At 47.6% G+C, this 19,468-nt stretch carries 17 protein-coding genes; 6 read left to right on the top strand and 11 right to left on the bottom strand.

The window, feature by feature from the left end; genetic code table 11:
- Nucleotides 1-96: 96 nt before the first annotated feature.
- The 3 genes from cgtA to rplU form a co-directional block, all read right to left on the bottom strand.
- On the bottom strand, nt 97-1,293 hold the full coding sequence (gene cgtA / locus AMJAP_RS16540) for an Obg family GTPase CgtA (RefSeq protein WP_019622858.1): 1,197 nt from the start codon (nt 1,291-1,293) through the stop codon (nt 97-99).
- Between the two features lie 169 nt (nt 1,294-1,462).
- Entirely contained in the window at nt 1,463-1,720 is a 258-nt protein-coding gene (rpmA, locus tag AMJAP_RS16545; RefSeq protein WP_019622857.1) for a 50S ribosomal protein L27, read from the bottom strand.
- Nucleotides 1,721-1,743: 23 nt separating this feature from the next.
- Nucleotides 1,744-2,055 carry a 50S ribosomal protein L21 gene (rplU, locus tag AMJAP_RS16550; protein ID WP_019622856.1) on the bottom strand — a complete coding sequence of 104 codons (312 nt, stop codon included), beginning with the start codon at nt 2,053-2,055 and terminating at the stop codon, nt 1,744-1,746.
- 226 nt (nt 2,056-2,281) lie between these two features.
- Between rplU and ispB the strand changes: the two genes are divergently transcribed.
- The 3 genes from ispB to fabB all read left to right on the top strand — a co-directional run bounded on the left by ispB (nt 2,282) and on the right by fabB (nt 5,343).
- A complete protein-coding gene (ispB, locus tag AMJAP_RS16555) occupies nt 2,282-3,250 on the top strand; it encodes an octaprenyl diphosphate synthase (protein WP_019622855.1) in 969 nt (322 codons plus the stop codon).
- A 275-nt stretch (nt 3,251-3,525) separates the two neighbouring features.
- On the top strand, nt 3,526-4,041 hold the full coding sequence (fabA, locus tag AMJAP_RS16560) for a bifunctional 3-hydroxydecanoyl-ACP dehydratase/trans-2-decenoyl-ACP isomerase (RefSeq protein WP_019622853.1): 516 nt from the start codon (nt 3,526-3,528) through the stop codon (nt 4,039-4,041).
- 84 nt (nt 4,042-4,125) lie between these two features.
- On the top strand, nt 4,126-5,343 hold the full coding sequence (gene fabB / locus AMJAP_RS16565) for a beta-ketoacyl-ACP synthase I (RefSeq protein ID WP_019622852.1): 1,218 nt from the start codon (nt 4,126-4,128) through the stop codon (nt 5,341-5,343).
- 60 nt (nt 5,344-5,403) lie between these two features.
- Here fabB and AMJAP_RS16570 read toward each other — a convergent pair whose 3' ends face one another.
- From AMJAP_RS16570 to moaA, 4 genes are all read right to left on the bottom strand, one after another.
- On the bottom strand, nt 5,404-6,147 hold the full coding sequence (locus AMJAP_RS16570) for a lysophospholipid acyltransferase family protein (RefSeq protein ID WP_040404915.1): 744 nt from the start codon (nt 6,145-6,147) through the stop codon (nt 5,404-5,406).
- A gap of 50 nt (nt 6,148-6,197) precedes the next feature.
- Entirely contained in the window at nt 6,198-6,677 is a 480-nt protein-coding gene (gene moaC, locus AMJAP_RS16575; protein ID WP_019622850.1) for a cyclic pyranopterin monophosphate synthase MoaC, read from the bottom strand.
- Nucleotides 6,674-7,798, bottom strand: coding sequence for a 1-acyl-sn-glycerol-3-phosphate acyltransferase (locus tag AMJAP_RS16580; RefSeq protein ID WP_019622849.1), 1,125 nt, complete (start codon nt 7,796-7,798; stop codon nt 6,674-6,676). Before AMJAP_RS16580 ends, moaC begins: the two co-directional genes overlap by 4 nt.
- A gap of 202 nt (nt 7,799-8,000) precedes the next feature.
- A complete protein-coding gene (gene moaA, locus AMJAP_RS16585) occupies nt 8,001-9,014 on the bottom strand; it encodes a GTP 3',8-cyclase MoaA (RefSeq protein WP_019622848.1) in 1,014 nt (337 codons plus the stop codon).
- 90 nt (nt 9,015-9,104) lie between these two features.
- Here moaA and AMJAP_RS16590 point away from each other — a divergent pair, with 90 nt between their 5' ends.
- Complete coding sequence (locus AMJAP_RS16590; protein WP_026340233.1) at nt 9,105-9,485, top strand: SirB2 family protein; 381 nt, start codon at nt 9,105-9,107, stop codon at nt 9,483-9,485.
- A gap of 8 nt (nt 9,486-9,493) precedes the next feature.
- On the opposite strand, the gene rfbD is transcribed toward AMJAP_RS16590, so the two are convergent.
- Nucleotides 9,494-10,420, bottom strand: a complete 927-nt coding sequence (gene rfbD / locus AMJAP_RS16595; RefSeq protein ID WP_019622846.1) for a dTDP-4-dehydrorhamnose reductase — start codon at nt 10,418-10,420, stop codon at nt 9,494-9,496.
- Between the two features lie 207 nt (nt 10,421-10,627).
- On the opposite strand from rfbD, the gene AMJAP_RS16600 reads away from it, so the two are divergent.
- Complete coding sequence (locus AMJAP_RS16600; protein WP_019622845.1) at nt 10,628-11,083, top strand: tellurite resistance TerB family protein; 456 nt, start codon at nt 10,628-10,630, stop codon at nt 11,081-11,083.
- A gap of 26 nt (nt 11,084-11,109) precedes the next feature.
- Here AMJAP_RS16600 and AMJAP_RS16605 read toward each other — a convergent pair whose 3' ends face one another.
- Together AMJAP_RS16605 and ssb are read right to left on the bottom strand one after the other, a co-directional pair.
- Nucleotides 11,110-14,292, bottom strand: coding sequence for a bifunctional diguanylate cyclase/phosphodiesterase (locus AMJAP_RS16605; RefSeq protein ID WP_156815247.1), 3,183 nt, complete (start codon nt 14,290-14,292; stop codon nt 11,110-11,112).
- 512 nt (nt 14,293-14,804) lie between these two features.
- Nucleotides 14,805-15,347, bottom strand: a complete 543-nt coding sequence (gene ssb, locus AMJAP_RS16610) for a single-stranded DNA-binding protein (protein ID WP_019622843.1) — start codon at nt 15,345-15,347, stop codon at nt 14,805-14,807.
- Between the two features lie 181 nt (nt 15,348-15,528).
- On the opposite strand from ssb, the gene uvrA reads away from it, so the two are divergent.
- Nucleotides 15,529-18,360 (top strand): excinuclease ABC subunit UvrA, encoded by a 2,832-nt coding sequence (gene uvrA / locus AMJAP_RS16615; protein WP_019622842.1) that lies wholly within the window; start codon nt 15,529-15,531, stop codon nt 18,358-18,360.
- A 710-nt stretch (nt 18,361-19,070) separates the two neighbouring features.
- Here the strand turns inward: uvrA and rplQ are convergent.
- A complete protein-coding gene (gene rplQ / locus AMJAP_RS16620) occupies nt 19,071-19,463 on the bottom strand; it encodes a 50S ribosomal protein L17 (protein WP_019622841.1) in 393 nt (130 codons plus the stop codon).
- Nucleotides 19,464-19,468: the final 5 nt, after the last annotated feature.

Consider the following 19,468-nt stretch of genomic DNA (forward strand, 5'->3'; position numbering starts at 1 on the left):
ACACTACCTGAGTGACTTTTACTGAAAAAATTAACCTACAACAGGAAAGCGAGATACAGATCTCGCCACAGACTGTTCCGGTAGCAAGAACAACCTCTAAGTTTTCACATACTCCACTTCAACGTCATAGTCATCATCGTCGAAGTCATCAAAATCATCATCTCCACGACGCTTAGCGCGAACCTCTTCACGCATCTGCTCGATACGCTCTCGCCCTTCACGATCAATCAAACGACGCGTGGCAGCTTCCTGCTCTAATCGCTCAGGATCTTCCAACAACTGCTCAGACAGCTGATCGAGAAGCTTTTGAATATCCTGCACTAACGGCTTGGTACCCATTTTATTGATCGCAGAGATCCGATAAACAGGACCTTCCCAACCCAGCGCATCGATCACCGACTGACAGCGCTCCTCTTGCTCATCTTCAGGCACCATATCCAGCTTATTCAATACCAGCCAGCGCGGCTGAGCCGCCAGGGTAGGGCTAAATTTTTCCAGCTCACGCACAATAACCTGCGCAGACTCAGCTGGCGTCACTCCATCCCACGGCGCCATATCCACAAGATGCAGCAAAATACGGTTTCGCGCCAGATGCTTGAGGAACTGAATACCCAAGCCCGCACCTTCAGCAGCTCCCTCAATAATCCCGGGGATATCAGCAATAACAAAGCTACGATGCTTTTCAGTACTCACCACACCCAAATTTGGCACTAAAGTGGTAAACGGATAATTAGCCACTTTCGGAGTCGCTGCTGATACTGAGCGAATGAAAGTAGACTTACCCGCATTCGGCAACCCCAGCAAACCAACATCAGCCAAAACCTTCAGCTCAAGCTTGACGTTACGAGTCTCACCCAGACTACCATTAGTCGTCTGGCGAGGCGCGCGGTTTACACTACTTTTAAAACGCGTATTACCCAAACCATGGAAACCACCCTGAGCAATCTTTTCAACCTGACCAATCTCAGTCAAATCCGCTAACACTTCATCAGTATCAACATCAAACACCGTAGTACCTACCGGCACCTTCATGACCAGATCTTCGCCTTTAGCGCCCGTGCAGTTACGGCTCTGACCGCCTTTACCGTTATCAGCCTTATGTCGTGGCTGAAAGCGAAAATCAATCAACGTATTGAGAGACTCATCAGCCTCCACAAACACCGAACCACCATCACCACCATCGCCACCATCCGGGCCACCACGGGCCACATACTTCTCGCGACGGAAACTCAGGGTACCATTACCCCCCTTGCCTGCTTCGACGGTTATTGTCGCTTCATCTACAAATTTCACTATTCACCTCCAGACACTCTGGATCCAGGTGCTAAACATAATGCCATTCAAACCGGCTGTTGAAAGCATTCCTCTTCATACAGGATAGACTTTCAACAACAAGCTTAATCAGCTACCAGAAACAAAAAAAGCCCCGCAACCGCGGAGCTTTTTTAAGCATAAAGCCGAATTAAGCGGTTTCTACAGTGATGTATTTACGCTTTTGCGGGCCTTTTACAACAAATTTAACAACACCGTCTGCCTTAGCAAACAAAGTGTGATCTTTGCCGATACCTACGTTTTCACCTGCGTGGAACTTAGTTCCGCGCTGACGAACCAGGATATTACCTGCAATAACTGCCTGACCGCCGAAGCGCTTAACACCTAAGCGTTTCGACTCGGAATCGCGACCGTTACGCGTACTACCTGCTGCTTTCTTATGAGCCATTTGTCATCTCCTACCAAACAGTCTTAGGCGCTGATGCCTGTGATTTTTACTTCTGTGAAGTGCTGACGGTGACCCATCTGCTTCATGTGATGCTTACGACGCTTAAACTTCATGATATGAACTTTCTTTGCGCGACCGTGGCTAACAACCTCAGCTGTAACCTTAGCACCGTCAACAACTGGCGCGCCGATTTTAACATCGTCGCCGTTAGCTACTAAAAGAACACGATCAAATTCAACATTTGAACCCGCTTCTACAGCCAACTTTTCCAGTTTAAGAGTATGACCTTCCTGAACTCGGTACTGTTTACCGCCGCTCACAATTACTGCGTACATTTTAATCTCCAGTTTAAAACCCACCCTGCTACTAAATAAGACGCCTACTTTAAATGGTTGAACCATATGGTAGGGAGCGAATTTGGATAGGTTAGGGCGCGAGATTATATATAAACACCTCTCCAGACTCAAGCATAAATATAGATAATAGCCAGACTTTCTTGACACCCGGATACGCACCCCCTAGCATGCCCCCATACATATTAAGAGCTTAGTATCCGTTCCTATGCTGCCACATCAGTTAAATCCCATTATTGAACCGCAGTTTGAAGCGGTAAACGATTATATTGTCAATCACTTACACTCAGGCGTTCCGTTAGTCGAAAAGATCGGACACTATATTGTAGAAAGTGGCGGCAAACGCATCAGACCTTTGCTGGTCCTACTGGCTGCTAATGCTGCGGGCTACAAGGGCGACAATCACGTTCCACTTGCCGCAGTAATTGAGTTCATTCATACAGCTACACTGCTTCATGATGACGTCGTTGATAACTCAGAACTGCGTCGCGGCAATGATACTGCTAATGCAAAATGGGGTAACGCCCCCAGCGTGCTGGTTGGTGATTTCCTATACTCCCGATCATTCCAGGTGATGGTTGAGATCCGCAATATGGAGATCATGGAGGTCATATCCAATGCCACCAACATCATCGCCGAAGGCGAAGTATTACAACTACTGAATGCCCGCAATCCGGACACTTCAGAAGACTCATATATGCAGGTAATCCTGGGCAAAACTGCCATGTTATTTGAAGCTGCGACTGAGTCAGGCGCACTCTTGGCAGGCGCGGATAAAGCCCAGCAGGAAGCACTCCGTCTTTATGGGCGCCATATTGGCATCGCCTTCCAGATTATTGATGATGTAATGGATTACCTCAGCAGTGCTGAAGAGATGGGCAAGAACGTGGGTGACGATCTGGCAGAAGGAAAAGCAACATTGCCGCTGATCCACGCCATGCGCGAAGGCACTGAGGAGCAACGCCAACTGATCCGCCAGGCAATCCGAAAAGGCGGACTGGACGATCTTCAGCCTGTCATGGATATCGTTCATGCCACCGGCTCTATCGACTATTCCCGCGAGACAGCCTGCGCCGAAGCTGACAAAGCGATCAAAGCACTGGACGCCCTACCAGACAGCTCATTTAAAGACACTATGATCCAACTAGCCGACCTGGCCGTTAAGCGCAGTAGTTAAACTGCGCCTCGGCTCGGGGCTTTCGGACTAACAATCCGCTTCTGCAAAGCCTAACAAAAGCACTCTTGACTCTTTCTCTTCAAACAACGGGTAAATCATACCTTTTGTAACGTTCAAGCCACGAATTACGCCCATCTCCCTCTCCTAAACAGCGACATTTCGTGCTTATCTGCCTTAATTTTTCTTTTTTGGTGATACAGGTCGTGATCCCGGACCACTAACCCGGTATAATTCCCCGATATTTTGGCTAAAAAAAAAGCGGGTACTCAGCTCAAATGACAAATCCTTCCTCATTCAATCGAGAAGAACTTCTTCAGTGCGGTAACGGCGAAATGTTCGGCGAGGGCAATGCACGACTGCCTGTCGGCAATATGCTCATGATGGACCGCGTCACTATGATCACCGGTGAAGGCGGCAAATATGGCAAAGGCTATATCGAAGCTGAGCTGGATATCCATCCGGACCTTTGGTTCTTCGACTGCCACTTCCCAACCGATCCAGTTATGCCTGGCTGCTTGGGACTTGACGCTATGTGGCAAATTGTTGGCTTCTATCTGGGCTGGCGCGGCAATAAAGGCCGTGGACGCGCACTGGGATCAGGCGAAGTAAAATTCACCGGGCAGATCCTGCCAACGGCAAAGAAAGTCACTTACCGCATCGACCTATCTCGGGTTATCGAACGCAAACTGGTTATGGGCATCGCTGATGGTTCAGTTTCCGTTGACGGTCGCGAGATTTACACCGCTAAAGATCTGCGTGTTGGTCTGTTCGTATCTACTGATAGCTTCTGATATTACAAAGCCCGCTATGTCGGGCTTTAACTCAGCTGCAGATCTATAATTACAACGTTTTTACTGAATTTAAAGAGGCATCCTATGAGACGTGTCGTTGTTACCGGAATGGGTATCGTATCTTGTCTGGGTACTGATAAAGAAACCGTCCTTGACTCACTGAAAGAAGGCCGTTCTGGCATCAAATTTCAGGAAGAGTACAAAGAGATGGGCTTTCGCAGCCATGTAGCAGGCAGTATTGATCTGGACTATACAGATCTGATCGACCGTAAGCTGGTTCGTTTTATGGGCGATGCAGCAGCATACGCTTATCTCTCGATGGATCAGGCCATTAAGGATGCCAACCTGACTGAAGAGCAGGTATCCAATGTACGGACCGGCCTGGTTGCCGGCTCTGGCGGCGCATCTTCTGCTGATATCGTTGAAGCTGCCGATATTCTGCGCACTAAAGGTGTTCGTCGTGTAGGCCCATACCGAGTGACTCGTACTATGGGTTCCACAGTATCAGCCTGTCTGGCCACTCCATTTAAGATCAAAGGCGTTAACTATTCTATCACCTCTGCCTGCGCCACCAGCGCACACTGTATTGGCAACGCGATGGAACAGATTCAGCTGAACAAGCAGGACATCGTATTTGCCGGTGGTGGTGAAGAACTACACTGGTCTCTGAGCATGATGTTTGACGCCATGGGCGCTCTGTCCAGCAAGTATAATGACACGCCTGAAAAAGCATCACGCGCATATGATGCCAATCGCGATGGCTTTGTTATCGCTGGCGGCGGCGGCATGTTAGTTCTGGAAGAACTGGAACACGCTAAAGCACGCGGCGCGAAGATTTACGGCGAACTAGTCGGTTACGGCGCAACCTCTGACGGTTACGACATGGTAGCCCCTTCTGGTGAAGGCGCAATGCGTTGCATGCAACAGGCGATGAGCACCGTAGAGGGTAGCATCGACTACATCAATTCACACGGCACCTCTACACCTGCAGGCGACATTCAGGAACTGAAGGCGATGAAAGAAACCTTCGGTGCAGAAATGCCTTCTGTCAGCTCAACCAAATCACTCACCGGCCACTCTCTGGGCGCAACCGGCGTACAGGAAGCTATCTACAGCTTGCTGATGATGGAGAACAACTTCATCTGCGCTTCCGCCAACATTGATGAGCTTGACCCTGCAGCTGAAGGGCTGCCTGTAGTCACTGAGCGTAAAGACAATGTTGATCTACAACGCGTCATGTCTAACAGCTTCGGTTTTGGTGGCACTAACTCGACACTGGTTTTCCAGAAGTTCGATAGCTGATTCTGCCGATCTATAAAAAAACCCGCCACTAGGCGGGTTTTTTATTATTCATTACACTACTTACTCATCAACAACTCTCATGTCACGCATCTGAGCTTCCAGCCAGCCGATAGAGTCAGTATGTATTTCATCGACACTACGGTCAGCCACAGCCACCGCAACACCAACGCGCACAGTTACCGTTCCCGGATACTTTACATAGCTCTTACCTGGCCAGAACAAACCGGCATCATGCGCTAAAGGCACAACAGGCACCTGACCACTGGCCGCCAGCATTGCACCGCCTTTATTAAATTTCCCCAGCTTACCCGTCTCTACACGGGTACCCTGGGGAAAAATAACAACATTAATACCTTCTTCAAGACGCGCCTTACCCTGCGTAAGCAGCTGCTTTAATGCGCCTCGACGCTTGCTACGATCTAATGCGATAGGCTTTAGCATACCCAGTGCCCAGCCAAAGAACGGAATCTTCAACAACTCTTGTTTCAATACCGCGCTCTGTGGGCGTATCAGGGTTTGCAGGAATAACGTTTCCCACTCACTGGAGTGATTAGCAACAACCACATAAGCACTATCCTGCGGCAGATTTTCCCGGCCTTCAACCCGATATTTTACGCCACAGCAGAGACGTAACCAAAACATCGAGAAATAGTTCATCAGGGTAAACAATTTAAAACGCGGACCGAATGGCAACATCCACCCCACCAGCAAACAGAACGCAGCGAATACAAGAGTCACCGGATAAAAGCCGATATAAAAGAGCGTCGCGCGCAAGTATAAAAACAGAGTAGGTTTTCTGGTCATCGTCTGGTCACTATCCTTTACGACGTTCACATCAATTTCTGCGGATGGTTTCAAGTGTTCACCTTCCAGTGACCGCTTTTCCCACCCTTCTTTTCTAACAACTTAACGTCGGAAATAACTATACCTTTATCGACCGCCTTACACATATCATAGATAGTTAGCGCCGCCACAGACGCCGCAGTAAGCGCTTCCATCTCGACACCGGTCTGACCTGCCAGCTTACAAGTCGCCAAAATCAAAACCGAATCAGAATCTGGCTGAGGCAACAATTCCACGGAAACCTTACTCAACATCAGAGGATGGCACAGCGGAATCAGGTCGGAACAACGTTTTGCTGCCTGAATCCCGGCAATGCGAGCCACCGCCAGAACATCGCCCTTTTTATGACTCCCCACCGTGATCATTTCCAGGGTTTCAGTCGTCATAGTAACAACGGCCTGAGCCGTTGCCTCTCGGGTGGTTACAGTCTTTTCTGAAACATCCACCATGTTAGCGTGGCCATTCTCATCCAGATGGGTCAAGCGGCTCATACAACCTCCTGCTGCGTCTTTTTATTAAGCACCGGATTGGCATACATCTGTTTTAGTATCTCAGCTGCAGAAGTATTCATTCCATCCATACGAGCAGAAAACAGCGCCCGTGACTCATCATCTACCTGATCACTCTCACTCCCCGCCGCCTGAAGATTAGAAGGATGCAGGTAGTAATTTTCAATTATCTGTCGATCAATCTCTGCTGCCAGCTCATCCGGAGAATCAATACCGGTAATCACATTACCAAAAGACACATGGACGTGGCCTTTGTTACCGGTAATCCCCGCTACAATACTTTCTATATCTTCAAACTGCGACTTTTGATATTCGCCACCCTGCTGCTTGGCATCCAGCTCTTCAGCTTTTGCCCGATCACAAGGGTCATACTCATATGAGATAGACACCGGTACTATTTTGACCCGCTCAAGAAACTCAGCAAAGCTGCGCTGCTTACGGTGCGACATATAAAACATTTTCAGAATGGCTGGATCGGTAAAATCATTTCCGTCCTTTGCCCGCCCTTCACGCTGAGCTATCCAGACGCTCGCCTCATCCTGCACCAAGGAGTGATCAATATAGGAGGAAAGCTGCCCTAGCGCCGTTAGCACTGCACGCCCTTTGGCAGAGCGGTTAACGATAAAGCTTTTATTTAATCGCATCAGGTCGGAAACATAAGACTTACGCAACAGATTATCGCCGATAGCGATCCTCACCGTATCAAAACCATTCTGAAACAAGACCCAGTTAACAAAGGCGGGGTCCATAGCGATATCCCGGTGATTAGAGACAAACAGGTAAGCCTCATCCGCCTCAAGATTCTCAAACCCAGTACAACTCAAACGCGTCGTTGTACGTGCGATCATCTTGGCCATATAACCACTAACCAGATTCTGAAAGTCCTGAATACTTTCAATATCGCCAGCCTTCTGTGCCAGAAAAATCCGCACAGCAGGCTTTAACAACCAGCCAAAAATCCCTGCCATACGAGGAAATTGGTATTGCGTAATGGCAGAGATAAACTCATCATCATGGATCAGCCGACTCAGCACATCGCTTACTTCACTATCATGATAGGGGCGAATGTTCTGAAATGGATCGTTTGACTGGCTGGCTACCATTCTGCCTCCTGAGGCACTGCGAATATTTAAGCCGGATATTTTACAGGGAGATGGGAATAATTTCAGCGGAGATTATGCATTCTTTAGATAAAATGACCTGAAGCTGCCGAATCCCTTCAGCCTGCCCTCTATAGATAATAAAAAGAGCAGCATTCAAAAAGCTCGCATTCGAAGCAAGATCCGGGATCTCATGTCCTCTGTATTAACCGCCGGTCATATTCATAAACCGCACAAGCTGAGGCGCCTCATCGCTCAGATCAAAGTGATGCTCTTCTGGCTTCAGATCCATCGCGCTAATAAGGTGCCGCTTAAGCACCTCAGAATCACCGGGAAAATCCCGTAAGATCTGACGCAGGTCCATCGAGTGCTCATTGCCCAGACAAAGCAATAAACGCCCTTCAACAGTCATTCTGACCCGATTGCACTCACTGCAGAAGTTATGACTATGAGGGGAGATAAAACCAACCCGGCTACGGCTATCTGTCATCCGATAGTAACGGGAAGGCCCTCCCGTTTTAGCATCCGAATCCAGCAACGGATATACAGGATTAATCTGTTCTTTCAATTCATCGCTGGAGCAATACACCTCAGCCCGATCATGCTCAGTAATAACCCCCAGGGGCATCTCTTCAATAAACGTAATATCGACCTCTTTTTCACGAGCAAAAGCGATCAGATCAAGCACCTCAGTGTCGTTTCGGCCTTTCAGCACAACAGCATTCAGCTTAATACCCTTAAAGCCCGCCGCAATCGCTGCATCAATACCTTCCAGTACCTGTGACAAACGCCCTGTTCGAGTCAGGCGCTTAAACTTATCTTCCTGCAAGCTATCGAGACTAATATTTAACCGATCAACACCCAGGCGCTTGAGTTCGGCAGCCATCCTCGGGAGTTGTGAGCCATTCGTCGTAATCAATAGCTCCGCTGGCAGCTGCCCCAACTGTTCCACCAGCGTTAAAATACCCTTCCTTACTAACGGCTCACCACCGGTAAGACGGATTTTATTCACACCTAATTCAACAAAGGCTTTGGCTACGTTATATATCTCTTCCAACGATAATACTTCACTACGCGGCAGAAACTGCATCTCTTCAGCCATGCAATAAACACAGCGAAAATCACAACGGTCAGTAACGGACAAGCGCACATACTCAACCCGCCGACCAAATCGGTCAACTAGTGAACTTTCTACGCTATTACTCTGATTTGTTTTCATATCAGGGCTAGTATCTCACGATCTTATAGGCAAAAATATACCCGACTATTTTAATCAGTTATTAACTCTATTTTAAGCGAGCTCACACGCATGTATTTAGCCCTAAAACATACACATATCACTTTTGCAGTTTTAAGCATTCTATTTTTCACGCTTAGGGGATTCTGGATGCTCTCTTCATCGGAGAAACTGCAACAGCGCTGGGTCAGGATTGCTCCCCATATTATCGACACACTGCTTCTAGCCAGTGCTATCGCACTTGCTTTCACCATTAACCAATACCCCTTTAGTGAAAGCTGGCTAACGGCAAAGCTGATAGCGTTAATTGCGTATATTGTTTTAGGCACCATCGCCCTGAAGAGAGGAAAAACCAGAAACATTCGCACTCTGGCTTTTATTATGGCACTGCTCTGTGTTGGTTATATTGTCTGGGTCGCGCTGAGTCACAACCCCCAGCCCTGGTTACTCTGACAGTAAACCTAGGCCTTACTCAGCTCTTCGTTCTGGTAATAATCACGTATCATCGCGACGAGCTGACTTCGCCAGGGAAGCTGATGGATACCAAAATCATTTAGCAGCTTATTACAAACCAGTACTGATGAGGCCGGACGTTCGGCATCGCTACCCAGCTGTGAAGAGCTAATCGGCACTAACTTCTCCGCTTTTAGCTTTTCATACTGCCCAGCCGCAGCCAGCACCGCTTCGGTAAAACCGTAACGCGTTGTAATTTCAGCACAACAGTAATGGTAAGTCCCCCAGTTTTCCGCGCCATTATGAAGCTGTTTTAAAATGGCTACGATAACCCGGGCAATATCACTGGCAGAGGTTGGACACCCCCTACGATCATCCGCTGCAAAGATCTCTTCCTGTCCTTTTGCCTGCAACAGGGCCCGGCGCATAAAGTTGTCACCAATAGTACTGAAGACCCAGCTAACTCTGAGAATCACGTGCTGCGGTAACGCCCCCCGTAATAACTCCTCTCCCTGCCACTTACTCTCTCCATACAACCCCAGCGGACTGGCCTGGTCAGCTTCGGTGTATCCACTTTCATAGTGGCCATCGAACACATAATCAGAAGAAAGATGAAGTAGCGGGATAGCCAAGTCGCCACAGGCGTTTGCTAAGTTTTCAACGGCATCTCGGTTCAGCGCGAGACAGCGATCTGACTCAACCTCAACCTGATCAACCGCATTAAAACCGGTGGTATTGATAACATAATCTGGCAGGTGCCTATCCAATTGTTGCTGAACCTGATCCCGGCTACTGATATCCAGCTCAGCATCGGTAAGCGCCACGACAGAAAAGAACGGCTCATCCTGAGCTATCTGATTCAAATAATAGCCAATCTGACCATCAGCGCCGGTAATTAATATCTTTGCCGGGGTGGTCAAAAAATCCTGTGTCATTAAGTTAAAGCTCCAACTATTTCGCTGCTAAATCAACGATACCATATCAAGCCGACAGCGAAACTAAAATGCACAACATATTGCTATAACAATGCCTTCTTTTGACTCTCCCGACAGGGTAAAGTCAGACATTGCAAAGATAGTAATACCTTCCAGTGAACTCAGCGCCACAACCGATTGTCTACTTGCTGTAATGGGGAAGAAATCATGATGACAAAACTAAAATCTTTTCTGGGTGCCTTTCTGCCCCCTGACAGCAATCCAAACAATAACTCACAGGCACTGCTTTCTGTGGCATCAGCAGCCCTGATGATTGAAGTCCTTCTGTCGGATTATGAGCGCAAACCTGAAGAGCAAAAAACACTTATCGCGATTATTAAAAAGAGTTTTTCACTCGACCAGGCAACAACTGAGGAACTACTCAATCAAGCAGAAAAAGCGCAGCAGGAAGCGACTGATTATTTTCGCTTCACATCTCAAATTAACGATAGCTGCACCCCTCAGGAAAAGGTGACTCTGATTGAGAATCTTTGGCGGGTCGCCTATGCCGATGGTGAACTGCACCATTACGAGGAACATTTAATTCGGCGAATTGCTGATTTGACGCATGTCTCACACATGGATTTCATTGCCGCTAAATTAAGGGTTATGGACGCCCGCTAAGCAGCTTATCCGCCAGCTTCACGAACTCAATAGCTTGACCCGAGGATTGTGGATATCTCTTTAGCCGTTACCGGCTTACTAAATAGATACCCCTGGCCTATATCGCATTGTAATCGTTGTAATAACTGTAATTGCGCATGTGATTCAATACCTTCGGCGATAATTTTGTAACCTAAGTTATGCCCCATTTTTATCATCGAGCCGACCAAAACCTGGGTTTTTTCGTCAGTTAAAATATCATCAATAAAGCTTTTATCGATCTTCAAAATATCCACATTCATATGTTTCAAAGATGAAAATGATGAATAACCTGTGCCAAAATCATCAATTGCCACCGAAATACCTAGATCTTTTAACCGTTCAAATGCTGACAAATTTTGCGCATTAGTCTGTACGGTACTCTCGGTCACCTCCAACTCTAGTTTATCGAAAGCAATACCTTTCGTTTCTAGCGTCTCAGTTATTAAGGAGACAAGACCTTTATCTAAGAAGTGGTCGGGGGAGATATTTACCGCCGTATGAATATCGGAGAAACCTTCGCTGTTCCATACAGCCATTTGATCGCACACCGTCTGCAATATCCATTCAGTAAGTGGCTTGATCAAACCTATCTGTTCAGCAATTTTAATAAAATCTATAGGGGATACGTGCCCTAGCTGCGGGTGATACCAACGCGACAACGCTTCAACGCCGATAATTTCTCCCGAGGCGATATCAATCTGAGGCTGATAAACCAGCGTTATTTGCCGCTGTTCAACGGCTTCCCTCAGATGCTGTTCAACCTGGAACCGGTACTCCGCTTTTTCAGTAAATTCAGATTCATAAAAAGAATATCGGTTTTTACCAAGATCTTTCGCTTCATACAACGCGGTATCCGCCGCTTTTATTAACGTATTCAGGCTGTCTCCATCCGCCGGGTAGTGGGCAATGCCTATACTACAGGTAGGAACAAGCTTTCTGCCTGCCAGCATGATCGGCTGCGATATAAAGCTTAAACAACGCTCCGCGATCTTGACCGAATGATAACTTTCATCGACATCATGAATAATAATGCAGAATTCATCACCTCCAAGACGCGCGATAAAGTCAGCTTCCCGACACGCTTCTTTAAGTCGCTCAGCGACCTCCTTAAGCAACAGATCTCCCGTATCATGGCCCAGACTGTCATTTACATTTTTAAAATCATCCAGATCCAAATAAAGCAGACTAAACTGGTTCTGGTTGCGCTCAGACAGCTTTAGCAGCTCTTCCAGCGTTAAATAGAAATAACCTCTACTCGACAACCCGGTCACCGTATCTTTATAGGCTAGTTCCCGCATGCGTCTGTGGTTATGCTCTCTCTCCATAATAATGCCCGCCAGCCTTGCTGCGGAGGTAAGGGCTTCAGACTCTTCATCATTAGGTAATGCCGGGTGATTATAGTACATGCCAAAAGCACCTAAGACAGTGCCGGTAGAGTTGATGATAGGCTCAGACCAGCAACAACGCATACCATGAGGTAACGCAAACGCTTTGAGGTCCGCCCATTTGGGGTCAGTGCTAATATTTTCTACAATAACCCGTTGCCCGGTGTAAGTAGACGCCCCACAAGAGCCAACTTCGGGACCATTTTTTAGCCCATTTACCGCGTCGCAATAAGCTTTCGGCAAACTGGGAGCCCCGCCGTGAAGCAACGTATCACCTTCAAGCTCAAGCATTGAACAGCGCAACCCAGGATGCCGGCTTTCATAAAGGTGCGCTATCTCATCATAAATTTCCGAGGCTGGATTACCTTTAGCGATCATCTCAAGAACATTAGTCGTACGTTGATCAAAGATTTCTGATCGTTTTTTATCTGAAATATCAACGTGAGTTCCAATTAGGCGAGTCGCTTCTCCTGTGGATTTAGAAAGTATCTTAAATGCGCGGGAGCGTATAAAGACATAGCCACCACTCTTATGCCGCATACGCATTTCAACTTCGAACTCTTCTTCCTCTCCAGACAAGTAGTTCTGCACTTTTTGCAAGACATTCTCTTTATCGTCGGAGTGAACCATCGAAGCCCAGGTTTCAAGAGAAGGCTCTAACTCATCTGCGGAATATCCGAGCATACTTTTCCAGCGTGGCGAGTAATATACCCGATCAGTCCTCAGGTCCCAGTCCCACAGACCATCGTTGGCACTGCGCATCGCAACAGCAAATCGCTGTTCGTTTCTGTACAGTTCTGCGGTACGTTCTTTAACGGTTGTTTCCAACTGCGCATTCAGTACGGACAAGTCCTGTTTTGCTTCACTAATATTAAGCTCAAACTGCTTACGCTCATCAATATCGCGTATCGCACCCACAACCCTTAGCGGGTTGCCATTACTATCACGCTCAACTATATCACCGCGATCAAGGACCCAAAAAACATCACCGTTGGCACGACGCATACGATGCTCATGGTTATAATTTTCCCCACCGGTTTTATCCGACAGCATCAGATTCAGTGCGTCAGATACTGCATCACGATCTTCTTCATGCAACAAGGCAATAAAGTCTTCAACTGGATGCTGTAAACTCTCATCATCAAGCCCGAGAATTTCACACCAACGCTTATTATGAGTCACAGTGTTATTCTGGAGATCCCAGTCCCAGATCCCCTCACCGGCAATATTCATCGCGTAAGCGTATCGGTTTTCCCGCTCTTCCAGCTTCTGATAGGCCAGTTTCAGTTCGGTAATATCATTGGCAATAACTAAGATTCTGGGCTCCCCTGAGGGGCCAACGAAAGGTTTTTTTACTGAAAGGTAATGTTTAGTTTCACCGGTTTCGTGATCGGTTGATGATTCCTCAATCTGTTGAACCTTACCTGACCGAATAACCTCACGAACACTCTCAAGATAGAAATCAACTTGTTTCTGGTTAGGATTGAAATACCCGTCATCATGACCGATCAACTCACTGGGCGTAGTACCATATAGATTAGCCAACGCTCTGTTGCCCAGCAAGAATCGACCATCCCAATCTTTAATCAGGATGATATCCGGCGACTCTTCAATTACCAGCTTTGATAAGCTTACTTCCTGATAGAAGGTTTCCCACTGTTTCAAAGCAAGCTCTGCGCTCTCTGCAGCAGGCCCCATAGCCATACAGTGATTACAGCAAACCTGATGAGAGCCCTCCCCCATGGCTTGTACTTGAGACTTAGCCTCCTGACAGAACGGACAAGCTAAATTGTGATGGGCCATAGAATCTATTAACTCCAACGATATTAAGGATCGCTTGTTTGAATCAACCTAACTGCTCTGTCCATGATAGTTAGCATTCACATACCCGAAAATCCCTTATGATTCTCTCACTTTATGTAATGATAAATACGCCATTATACTTAGATGTATACGTTATAATGCCCGGTTGTTTTTTGAGCAATGCCTAAATAAAGACTCAACGACTTTAAATCAAATGCTGTTATATTTTTCATAATACATTATATGCAATATAGATTACTGCGGAAGCTTGCCTTGTAGAAACTAACACTACCCATATTGACCACTCGTGCTGACTAGCAAAGAACAGAGTAACGCTTGGCGCCCCTTACCACTGCATCACACTAAACGCTTACCCTGATGAACTCATGAACCAACCTAAGACGGCCATTTATTTATTTTATATCACTGACAACACCTAACACCTAAAACAAAAAAAGCCCCTATTATCAGGGGCTTATATGTATTTTTACATATCCAATCTAAGGTGTGCCTCAGAACGGGATATCATCATCAAAGTCATCAAGACCAGGGGCAGGCTGCGGCGCAGTGTTCTGCTGTGGTTTCTGATATGACTGCTGTGGTTGCTGTTGTTGTGGCTTTTGATAATTCTGCTGCGGGGCCTGCTGCTGAGGCGCTTGCTGCGGGGCTTGCTGATAACCACCGGCCTGAGGCTGCTGATATCCACCGCCCCCTTCACCGCGACTGTCCAGCATCTGCATCTCACTGGCAACAATCTCTGTAGTATAGCGATCCTGCCCTTGCTGATCCTGCCATTTCCGAGTCCGCAAAGACCCTTCCAGATAAACTTTAGACCCCTTGCGCAGGTATTCGCCTGCAATCTCAGCCAAGCGGTTAAAAAACACCACCCGGTGCCACTCAGTACGTTCCTGCTGCTGACCGGTTTGCTTATCCTTCCATGACTCCGAGGTCGCGACTGTGATATTAGTCACCGCATTACCACTAGGCATATATTTAGTTTCAGGGTCGTTGCCCAGATTACCAATCAGGATGACTTTGTTAACACCGCGTGCCATTGATCTCTCCAATTTTCTTTAACTAGTTGCAACCGTTGCTGCACAATTATTACAGCTAATGCATTGGGCTAAAGCATATCATAAATATTACTGCTATCAGCGTAAAATATCTTCAGATCAGGTGTTGGCGGCGCGCATAACTCTTTATACTTGACCCCTTTACTTCACACACGGAAACAGCATGGACAAGATACTGGTTCGGGGCGCTAGAACCCACAACCTCAAGAATATCGACCTGGATATCCCACGGGATAAACTCGTTGTTATCACAGGCTTGTCCGGCTCAGGCAAATCTTCGCTGGCATTTGACACGCTCTATGCTGAAGGTCAACGACGCTATGTAGAATCTCTCTCGACCTATGCCCGTCAGTTTCTGTCGATGATGGAAAAGCCCGATGTCGATCATATTGAAGGTCTGTCACCGGCAATATCTATTGAGCAAAAATCCACATCACACAACCCTCGCTCTACCGTCGGTACAATTACTGAAATATATGACTACCTCCGCTTGCTGTTTGCCCGGGCGGGAGAACCTCGCTGCCCGGATCATGACCTTCCATTGGCTGCACAAACTATCAGCCAGATGGTTGATCAGGTTATAGCGCTACCTGAAGGCACGAAGCTGATGTTACTGGCGCCTGTTATTCAGGGCCGTAAAGGTGAGCATTTACATACTATCAACGAATTACAGGCACAAGGCTTCGTCCGCGCTCGCGTGAACGGGATCGTCTGCGACATCGATAGCATTCCAGAACTGGATAAGAACAAAAAACATAATATTGAAGCGGTGGTTGACCGATTCAAAGTACGCGACGACCTACAGATTCGCCTAGCGGAATCTTTTGAAACCGCCCTGAACATGACTGATGGTATTGCCACTATCAGCTATATGGATGGCGATGGTGAGGAACTGGTTTTTTCAGCCCGTTTTGCCTGCCCCAAATGCGGCCATAGCATTCAGGAACTGGAACCCCGGATGTTCTCGTTTAACAACCCTCATGGAGCTTGCTCATCCTGTGACGGATTGGGTGTAAAGCAGTTCTTTGACCCAAACAAAGTAGTCAGTGACGCTAGCCTGACCCTGTCTGAAGGCGCAATTCGTGGCTGGGACCGCCGGGCACTTTATTATTTTCAGCAGCTGAAAGCCGTATCTGAACATTATGGCTTTAACATCGACACCCCTTTCAAAGATCTGAACGAAAAACAACAGAAAGTGATTCTGGAAGGCAGCGGTACAGAGGATATTGCTTTTCGTTACCTTAATGATCGCGGTGATGTCATCAGCAAATCTCACCCCTTTGAAGGCGTACTGAACAACCTGTCACGACGCTATCGGGAAACCGAATCCGATATGGTTCGTGAGGATTTATCAAAATATATCAACATGCAGGAATGCCCTGGCTGCGACGGTAGCCGTCTGCGACGAGATGCACGCCATGTGTATATTGATGAGCAGACCCTGCCTGAGATAGTCAAACTCTCCATCGGAGATAGCTGTGACTACTTTGATAATCTGAAACTGACCGGCAAACAGGGTGAGATTGCCGATAAGATTCTTAAGGAGATCCGCCTGCGACTGGAGTTTCTCGTCAATGTCGGCCTGGACTACCTGTCACTAGAGCGCAGCGCCGATACGCTATCCGGTGGTGAGGCACAGCGCATTCGTTTAGCCAGTCAGATCGGTGCTGGTCTGGTAGGCGTTATGTATATCCTTGATGAGCCGTCTATCGGCCTGCATCAACGAGACAATGATCGCCTGCTTAAAACCCTGATCCATCTGCGTGACCTGGGCAACACCGTCATCGTCGTCGAGCATGACGAAGATGCGATCCGCCTGGCCGACTATGTTATCGATGTAGGCCCCGGGGCCGGCGTTCACGGAGGCGAGATTATCGCTCAGGGCACCCCGGCAGAACTAATGCAGTCAAAAGACTCCATTACAGCCGATTACCTGTCAGGCCGTCGCCAGATTGCAGTTCCTGGCGAACGCCATCAGCAAGATGGGCGCTGGCTGCAGCTACATGGCGCGTCAGGGAACAACCTCAATGATGTAGATCTGGACATACCTCTGGGCCTCCTTACCTGTGTAACCGGCGTATCCGGTTCGGGCAAGTCAACACTGATCAACAGTACCCTGTATCCAATTGCGGCCACCGAATTAAACAACGCCACTACCCTCACGGCAGCGCCTTACAGAGAACTAAAAGGGATGGAGCAGTTAGATAAGGTGATCGATATCGATCAGAGTCCTATCGGCCGCACCCCAAGATCCAATCCCGCGACCTATACAGGCATCTTTACGCCAATCAGGGAACTCTTCGCCGGCACACAAGAAGCCCGCTCAAGGGGTTATAAGCCAGGGCGTTTCAGCTTTAACGTCAAAGGTGGACGTTGCGAAGCGTGCCAGGGCGACGGTGTGATCAAGGTCGAGATGCACTTCCTGCCAGATATCTACGTTCCTTGCGATGTATGTAAAGGCAAGCGGTATAACCGAGAGACACTCGAAGTTAAATACAAAGGTAAGAGTATTCACGACGTACTGGCGATGACCGTTGAAGATGGCCGCGAGTTCTTTGAAGCTATCCCTGCGCTTTCTCGTCGCCTGCAAACACTGATCGATGTAGGCCTATCCTATATTCGCCTGGGGCAGGCCGCTACCACACTGTCCGGTGGTGAAGCGCAACGAGTGAAACTCGCCAAAGAGCTGAGTAAACGAGATACCGGTAAAACCCTCTACATTCTCGATGAACCTACCACCGGCCTGCACTTCTACGATATTCAACAACTGCTGAATGTACTCTACCGCCTGCGCGATCATGGCAACACTATCGTCGTCATCGAGCATAACCTAGACGTAATCAAAACTGCCGACTGGATCATCGATCTGGGGCCTGAGGGCGGCGTAAGGGGCGGTGAGATTATCGCCACAGGCACCCCGGAAACTGTTGCAGAGATTAAGGGCTCTTACACCGGAGAGTTTTTGAAACCGATGTTAGAAAAAGCGACGAACTAGCTAACAAGCTCTCTATGAAAAGCCGACAGGTTAGCGTCGGCCTTTTCATTTAAGGTATTAGCGAGGTATTCCAAGCATACTCCAGCGATGCGGAACCGAAGTAAGCCGAACATCGACTCTACACTTGCTACAAGTATAGATTGTTTCGTTAAAGTTTTGATTTCTTGGTATATATCCTGTCGGTACGGAAATTGGCTGATCCCTTAGCACTACCTCGCAAACTTCGCAGCTAACTAGCCCCATATTTCTACTTCCAACACAAAATTATGTAAGCGCGGATTATAGTGCCATTTAGATAAGTGTCTGCATAGAGATACACCAAAGTGGGTAATTTATGATATTAATAAATACTCCCAATACATGCTTTCGTCACTCAAAAACTAGTTAGATCCCCCTCTGACCCTTAAAAACCGGCAATTCCACCTATGGCTATGAGCCCAATGCTAGTTACATCTGTTTTATAAGCACTGAAGTATCAACCTGGCATTAGATAAATAAATCACTGGTTAAGCCACAACGCTTTGAATTAACTCTCTGAAGTAGCCACTCGACACAAGCTAGCCCCTTCTTACAACATATGAAAGCCGCTTTGAGCATCAAAAGGCCGCACTGCCGTTTAACAAACAGTACTGAGGACCTTCCAATCTGCCTTTTTTTGGGCAAAAAAAACCCGGCCAAGGCCGGGTTTTATTAGAAATGAAAATTAAAACTTAATCTTCAGAATCTTCTACCGCTACAGCATCTGCTGGACGGTCAACTAGCTCAACGTAAGCCATCGGCGCTTTGTCACCAGTACGGAATCCACATTTAAGAATGCGAATGTATCCGCCTGGACGACCTTCGTAGCGAGGACCCAGTTCGTTAAACAGTTTACCGACAGCTTCTTTGCTGCGGGTACGAGCAAATGCCAGACGACGGTTAGCAACCGAGTCTTCTTTTGCCAATGTGATCAGTGGCTCAGCAACACGACGCAGCTCTTTAGCTTTAGGCAGCGTGGTCCTGATGAGCTCATGTTCGAACAGGCTTACAGCCATGTTCTTGAACATTGCTTTACGGTGCGCACTTGTACGATTAAAGTGACGACCTGATTTACGATGACGCATCTTTT

Source organism: Amphritea japonica ATCC BAA-1530 (assembly GCF_016592435.1).
In the GTDB taxonomy this organism is placed as follows: domain Bacteria; phylum Pseudomonadota; class Gammaproteobacteria; order Pseudomonadales; family Balneatricaceae; genus Amphritea; species Amphritea japonica.